6 protein-coding genes are annotated in these 6,462 nt (G+C 68.7%); 4 read left to right on the top strand and 2 right to left on the bottom strand.

Annotation, left to right across the window (positions count from 1 at the left end; genetic code table 11):
* The 4 genes from ACFRFC_RS21590 to ACFRFC_RS21575 form a co-directional block, all read left to right on the top strand.
* Positions 1 to 807, top strand: an 807-nt coding sequence (locus tag ACFRFC_RS21590; RefSeq protein ID WP_383112646.1) for an aldehyde dehydrogenase family protein, incomplete at its 5' end; no start/stop codon positions are given.
* A 302-nt stretch (positions 808 to 1,109) separates the two neighbouring features.
* Positions 1,110 to 1,856, top strand: a complete 747-nt coding sequence (locus tag ACFRFC_RS21585) for a YoaK family protein (RefSeq protein WP_382678611.1) — start codon at positions 1,110 to 1,112, stop codon at positions 1,854 to 1,856.
* Between the two features lie 243 nt (positions 1,857 to 2,099).
* Entirely contained in the window at positions 2,100 to 3,680 is a 1,581-nt protein-coding gene (locus tag ACFRFC_RS21580; protein WP_382678613.1) for a carboxylesterase/lipase family protein, read from the top strand.
* Positions 3,673 to 4,413 carry an HD domain-containing protein gene (locus tag ACFRFC_RS21575; RefSeq protein WP_382678617.1) on the top strand — a complete coding sequence of 247 codons (741 nt, stop codon included), beginning with the start codon at positions 3,673 to 3,675 and terminating at the stop codon, positions 4,411 to 4,413. Before ACFRFC_RS21580 ends, ACFRFC_RS21575 begins: the two co-directional genes overlap by 8 nt.
* Positions 4,414 to 4,629: 216 nt before the next feature.
* Here the strand turns inward: ACFRFC_RS21575 and ACFRFC_RS21570 are convergent, their stop codons facing one another.
* Positions 4,630 to 5,058: a heme-binding protein gene (locus ACFRFC_RS21570; protein WP_382678620.1), complete on the bottom strand. Its 429-nt coding sequence runs from the start codon at positions 5,056 to 5,058 to the stop codon at positions 4,630 to 4,632.
* A gap of 12 nt (positions 5,059 to 5,070) precedes the next feature.
* Positions 5,071 to 6,015 carry a hypothetical protein gene (locus ACFRFC_RS21565; RefSeq protein ID WP_382678623.1) on the bottom strand — a complete coding sequence of 315 codons (945 nt, stop codon included), beginning with the start codon at positions 6,013 to 6,015 and terminating at the stop codon, positions 5,071 to 5,073.
* Positions 6,016 to 6,462 lie beyond the last annotated feature (447 nt).

Raw genomic sequence — 6,462 nt, 5'->3', positions numbered from 1 at the left:
ACGGGCGCCCACCTCGTCGCACACCCCGACGTCAACAAGGTCGCCTTCACCGGATCCACCGCCGCGGGCCGCAGCATCGCCGAGACCTGCGGACGGCTGCTGCGCCCGGTCACCCTGGAACTGGGCGGCAAATCGGCCGCCATCATCCTCGACGACGCCCAACTGGACCTCGCGGCGCTCGCGGAGAAACTCTTCGTCGCGACCCTCGTCAACAACGGCCAGACCTGCTTCCTCGGCACCCGGGTCCTCGCCCCCCGCAGCCGCTACGCGGAGGTCGTGGACCTCTTCACCACCTTCGCCGCGTCGTTGAAGATCGGTGACGCCCTGGACGAGACCACACAGATCGGCCCCATGGCGACCGCCCACCACCGTGAGCGGGTCGAGTCCTACATAGCCAAGGGACGCGACGAGGGCGCCCGGCTCACCACGGGCGGCGGCCGGCCGCGAGGGCTGGACCGGGGCTGGTTCGTGGAACCCACCGTCTTCGCCGACGTCGACAACGCGTCGGCCATCGCCCAGGAGGAGATCTTCGGGCCCGTCCTGAGCGTCATCCCGTACGCGGATGTCGACGACGCGGTCCGCATCGCCAACGACTCGGCCTACGGTCTGGGCGGCTCGGTCTGGACCGGCGACGCCGAGCGCGGGCTGGCCGTCGCCAAGCGCGTCGAGACCGGCACGATCGGCATCAATGGCTATCTGCCCGACATCGCCTCGCCGTTCGGCGGCGTCAAAGCCAGCGGAACGGGTCGGGAACTCGGCCCGGAGGCCCTCAGCGCCTATCAGAACATCCAGTCCGTGTACCTCTGAGCACCCGGACGGATCCAGCACGTAACCGGCCGGGGGGTCGCTGGATCTGGCTGGTCGTTCCACAGTTGGCCGGCCCGGAGGCAGGGGACTGGAGCATGTCATGGGTCAGGACGAACACGAGGGCGGTGAGTCGGCCCAGCCCCCCATGCGGTCGAGCGCGTTCCGGCGCGGGGCGAGGTGCGGCAGGGGTTTCAGCGGCCTTCGAGGGCCGCTGCCGGTATGGGCTCACAGATGTCCCGGCGCCCGTCCCGACTGTCCCGGAGCCTCGCCAGGCTCCCTCGCTCAAGCGTCAAGGATCGGCCATGACTTCATCCGGACCGAACGCCGTCACCGCTGCTCGTCCCACCTCTGCCGACACGGCGGAACCGTCCGGCGCCGTCCGGCGCGACCGCTGGGTCAATGTGCAGTTGGCGCTGTTGTCCGCCGCGGCCGGTGCCACGGACGCGGTGGCCTATCTGGGGCTGGGCGGCGTGTTCACGGCCAACATGACCGGCAACCTCGTGCTGTTCGGCATCGGCGGCGCGTACGGTGCCGATCTTCACCTGGCCCGCGCCGTGGTCGCGGTGGTCGCGTACGTTCTCGGGCTCGTCGTGACCTATTCCATGACCCCCGATCCCGGCCCTGAAGCCTCGCCGTGGCCACGACGGGTCGGCTCCGCGCTCGCGGTCAGTCTTCTGACGCAGACGGCCCTGATGGTGGTGTGGGCCGCCTGCTCGGCGAGACCTGGCCGGGGGATCGAGTTGGTTCTGGTCGGGTTGTCGGCGGCGGCCATGGGGATCCAGACGGCCGTTGCACGTCGGCTCTCCCTGGCTGGCATCACCACCACTTTCATCACGGGCACCCTCACCTCGATGGTGGAGTCCCTGTGTCAGGGCTCGGCCAAGTACGTACTGCGCCGCGGAACGGCGCTGCTGGCCCTGGTGCTGGGCGCACTGATCGCCGCGTTGCTGCTGGAAGCAGCTCCGGTGCTGGCCGCGGCGGTCGCCCCGGCGCTCGTGCTGATCACGCTGGTCGTGGCACAGCTGAGGCTGCGCCGACCGCAATGCTGACGAGGCGGACGCCAGGGCCCGGCAACGGGGGGCGGACGCATCATCGTGGGTCACCTAGTATGTGGGTGAAATCTTGACGGTCTTGCCTTGGGTGACATAGCGTTCAATGGTCTGGGTCCCGTGGTCGGGGCCTATCGGTCCGGTAGACCGCAGCGACCGGGTGCGATGCGTGTCATGACAGAGCCGTACGGGATCGCGCCCCTTGGTGCCCCCTTGGTGGGACATGAACTTCGGAGAATCATCATGAGCCGAGTCCGCGTGGAGCAGGGCACCCTCGAAGGCAATGAGAGGCGCGGAGTACGTCGTTTCCGCGGTGTGCCGTATGCGGCCCCACCTGTGGGAGACCTGCGGTGGGCGTCGCCGCAGCCGCCTGTCCCCTGGCAGGGAGTGCGGGACGCGACTGAGTTCGGGCCTGCCGCGATCCAGTCGGTGGACCTGGGCCTGGACCTCGGTGCGGAGCCGAGCGAGGACTGCCTCTACCTCAATGTCTGGACAACCTCCGTGAGCCCGGAGGCCCGTCAGCCGGTCATGGTCTGGATCCATGGCGGTGGTTTCCTGAACTGGTCCGGCTCGATGAGGGACTACCACGGCTCATCCATCGCCCAGCGTGGCGTCACCTATGTGTCGTTCAACTACCGGCTCGGTGCGTTCGGCTTTCTTCAGCACCCGGACGCGGACGGCAACGCCGCCGTCCAGGACTGGGTCGCCGCGCTGGAGTGGGTGTCCCGCAACATCGCCCAGTTCGGCGGCGACCCGGCGAACGTCACCGTCTTCGGCCAGTCGGCAGGCGCGGACGCTGTCCGTACCCTGCTGGCCACACCCAGTGCGCGGGGCCTGTTCCACCGGGCCATCCTCCAGAGCGCCGGCGCCGAGGCGCTGGCGGCCCGCCGGGGACCGAGCCGGCGGGAGCGGCTGCTCGCGGTGAGCGCCCGATTCTGCGAGCAGTTGGGTGGCAGCGATCTGGAGTATCTGCGAACGAGGCCGGTGCAGGAGGTGCGCCGGGCGTCGCTCATGTCCGCGAGCGTGGTGCCGCCGCCCGGTCAGGTGCACACTCCGGCCAATCTGGTCTGGGCCCCGACCGAGGACGGCCAGGTGGTGGGAGAGGATCTGTCCTGCTGGGACCCCGAGATCTCTGTGCTGTTCGGCCACACCCGCGACGAGGGCCGTTTCTTCGTCAGGCCGACCGGTCCATACGGCGGGCCCCCCGCCGGGGTCGACCCGGCCGCCATCTACACGCCCACCACGCTGGAGAACATGGTGGCGATCCTCGGCGGGGAGCAGGCGGACGCCATCCTCGCCCAGCTCGACGGCAGCCCTTACGAGGCACTGGCGCGAGTGTTCACCGACGCTCTGTGGACCGAGCCGGTGCTGGCCTCGTACGGTCGCTTCACCGAGTTGGGCCGTACCTCCTACGCCTATCGGTTCGACCGGGTCTCACCCGGCAACCGCGCGTCGGACATGCTCGCCTTCCACTGCGCTGAGATCCCCTACGTCTTCGGGCACATCAGCGCGGGCCAGGGCTACGACGAGCAGGACGTACGGGTGTCGGAGACGATGCTGCACGCCTGGACGGAGTTCGCCCGTACCGGTGCGCCGCGCAGCCCGGACGGCACTCCCTGGCCCGCCGCCGACGCGACCGCGCCGCAGGTGACGGTCATCGACGCGGAGACCCACAGCCGTCCGCTGGAGATCGACCCGGTCACCGAACTGATCCACAAGCTGCGCGCCACCGACGGGACCTACTCAGCCACCGACCACTCAGGTCCCGCCGTACGATCTGCCCGCCTCCCTGCGCGAGGCAGGTTTGACCAACTGGGTGCGTGAGCCGCTGGACGACGCCGTGGACCGGCGTCGACGTCTGATGGTCCCGCCGGCCGCGGCGACCCTGGGCACCGCCGCGCACGCGCACCGCGAGACCCTTTTTGCCGAAGTACGCCACCCCGACTCGGTTCTGGTGATGGGTGACAACCCGGCACTGCCGAAAATGCCCGACCGCCCCACACTCGCCGACTTCTTCCGGCACCGGATCGCCCTCAGCGATATGGGTTCCCAGCACCTTCTCCAGAGCGCCCGGGTGGCCAGGGAGAACGGGCTGGACGAGAAGGTGGTCCTGGCCTGTCTGCTGCACGACATCGCCGTGTGCGGACTGCTCTCCGCCAACCACGGCTACTGGGGGGCCCAGTTGGTGGCGCCCTATGTCGACGAGGAGGTGGCGTGGGCCATCCAGAAGCACGAGGCGCTGCGCTACTACGCGGACGAATCGGTCGGCTACACCTACCCGGACGCGTATGTCACCTACTTCGGCGCCGACTATCAGCCGCCCGAGCACACCCGCCGGGACGCCGAGGAGGCGCGCAAGCACCGCTGGTACATGACCGCGCGGCTGGTGACCATCAACGACATCTACTCCTTCGACCGCAACGTTAAGGTCGAGTTCGAGGAGTTCGAGGACATAGTGGGCCGTCACTTCAAGCAGCCCCGTGAGGGCCTGGGCTTCGACGGATCGCCGGTTGCCCACATGTGGCGCACCATGAACTGGCCCAACAACTTCCTCTGATCGGGCAGTACGAGCAGGGCGGGCAGCGAGGTCGCTGCCCGCCCCACTCGCGTACATGGGTGCTGGACAGGCGCACGCGAGTGTCAGGCCCGAAGCGCAGGACGGAGAAACGGAGGCATGGCGACACGGGGAGGTGGGGCCGGCCCGACGCCGCCGATGGCCTGTCGTCGAACACCGGTGCACCGCCCCGCTGCCACACGATGAGCCGAGGTGACCTCAGCCCGCGTCGGGAGTGAAGCCGGCCGCGGTGATGGCGGCCACGGCGCACTTCTCGTCGTTGTCGGGAAGGTCGCCGCTGACGCCCACACCCCCGATGACCTCGCCGTCGGCGTCACGGATCAGCACCCCGCCCGGCACCGGCGCCACCCGCCCGTGGGAGAGAGTGCCGAGCGCGGTGAAGAAGGCGGGGGCCATCTCTGCGCGCTTGGCCAGGAGCCGCCCGCCATGGCCCAGGGCCACCGCTCCCCAGGCCTTGGCCTGGGCGATCTCGGGGCGCAGCATCCCGTTGCTGCCGTTGTCCCGCTTGAGGACCTGGACGTGGCCGTGGGCGTCCAGCACGGCCACCGTCAACGGCCGGACGCCGAGGGAGCGCCCTTCCTCCAGCACCAGATCCGCGATCATGGAGGCGATGCCGAGTTGCAGCATGATGTTCCTGTCTCAGAAGCCGGAGTCGACGTGGATGGGCTGGTCGGCGGCCGGGTCGGGGTCGACCTCGTACTCCTCCGAAGCGTCCTGCGGGACCACGACGGGAGGCAGGCCGATCAGGATCAGCTCCAGTTCACCGGAGTCGGCGGCCGACAGCGTCAGCTCGTCACCCGGGTCGGCCCGCAGGGTGGTCATGTACGTCAGGTCCTCGCCGTGGGCCGCGCCCTCGCCGGACAGCACGGTCAGGATCCGCTCCGCGCCCGCGTCGGACGACGTCCACTGCGCGCCGGGGTGCAGTTTGACCAGCTCGATCCAGACGCCCCGCTCGGAGAACGAGCCCATGAACTTGTGCTCCACCCCCTTGGCCCCGGCGACGGGCAGCCAGTTGAAGCGCTTGGGGTCGGCGATGACCGGGTGGTTGTAGCGGGGGCGCGGGTACTTCAGACGCTCGCCGAAGACATGCTCCCAGACGGTGTTCAGACCCCACTGGCGCTTGCCCGAGGGACTCACATACAACGGGCCCTCGAACTTGCCACCGGCCTGGATCAGTTCCTTCATGGCCTGCCGGCGCTGCTCGATACTCATGAAGCCGTACCCCGAGGACCCGCCGAACTGGAGCGCCAGGGCGAGCGGTTCACCGGGCTTCAGGTCGGTCAGCGGCGACTCCTGGGGGCCGTAGGACAGGCCCTCCGGGAAGTAGCCGATCTGGCCTTCCTTCAGCTCGACCTTGGGGCCGTACGTGGTGTTGGAGCCGACCAGTGGGATGCGGATCTGCTCGAAGTTGTGACGGTGGCGCGGCATGGACCACTCACCGACCTGCCGGGCCAGCACGTACATGTAGTTGTTCGGCGATCCGGGTTCGCCCCGGAGCATGTGCTGGAAGTGCAGGACCCCACTGGGGTGGTCCTTGAACCAGTTGTCGTCGTCGTAGTGCACGATCTGCACGGTGACCTCCACTGATGAATGGAAGGTGCGGGTGAGGGCTCACGCGAAGCGCTCGGCCCTGTGCGGGCCGACCCTGCGGAGAGGAGAGGGAGGGGCCGAGGGTCGCGCCAATGACGATCCAGGGTGACATCTCGGCCGCGTGACATCTCCTATTAACTTCAACACTAGGTCACCTAGAGATAGGGAGCAAGACGCCGGCGGCGGGAATCGCTCGGTGGATGCCTATCGGGTCCGGGGCGTCTGGGCGGGCGCCTGAATCGTGCAAGGGCCATGGTTATTTGCCTTGCCTTTTCCATTGACGCCTAGTTATTGGGTGACTTAATCTCCCACCACTTTAGAGACCGAGATGGTCACCACCGGTAAGCGCCGAGCCGTCGGCGCACACCCCAGCCAGGTGAACCGGCTCCGCGAGTCAAACCCGTAGGTGCATCCCGGTACACCGGCACCCGTCCCCCCCCC

The sequence above is a fragment of the Streptomyces sp. NPDC056734 genome (genome assembly GCF_042790455.1).
Lineage (GTDB): Bacteria > Actinomycetota > Actinomycetes > Streptomycetales > Streptomycetaceae > Streptomyces.
Note: the sequence above shows the minus strand (reverse complement) of the source record. Positions and strands in the feature narration are given on the sequence as shown.

What these genes read in the sequence shown, in the direction of transcription:
- ACFRFC_RS21570 (WP_382678620.1), bottom strand. Translation starts at nt 5,058, where the DNA reads ATGCTGCAACTCGGCATCGCCTCCATGATCGCGGATCTGGTGCTGGAG.
- ACFRFC_RS21580 (WP_382678613.1), top strand. Translation starts at nt 2,100, where the DNA reads ATGAGCCGAGTCCGCGTGGAGCAGGGCACCCTCGAAGGCAATGAGAGG.
- ACFRFC_RS21585 (WP_382678611.1), top strand. Translation starts at nt 1,110, where the DNA reads ATGACTTCATCCGGACCGAACGCCGTCACCGCTGCTCGTCCCACCTCT.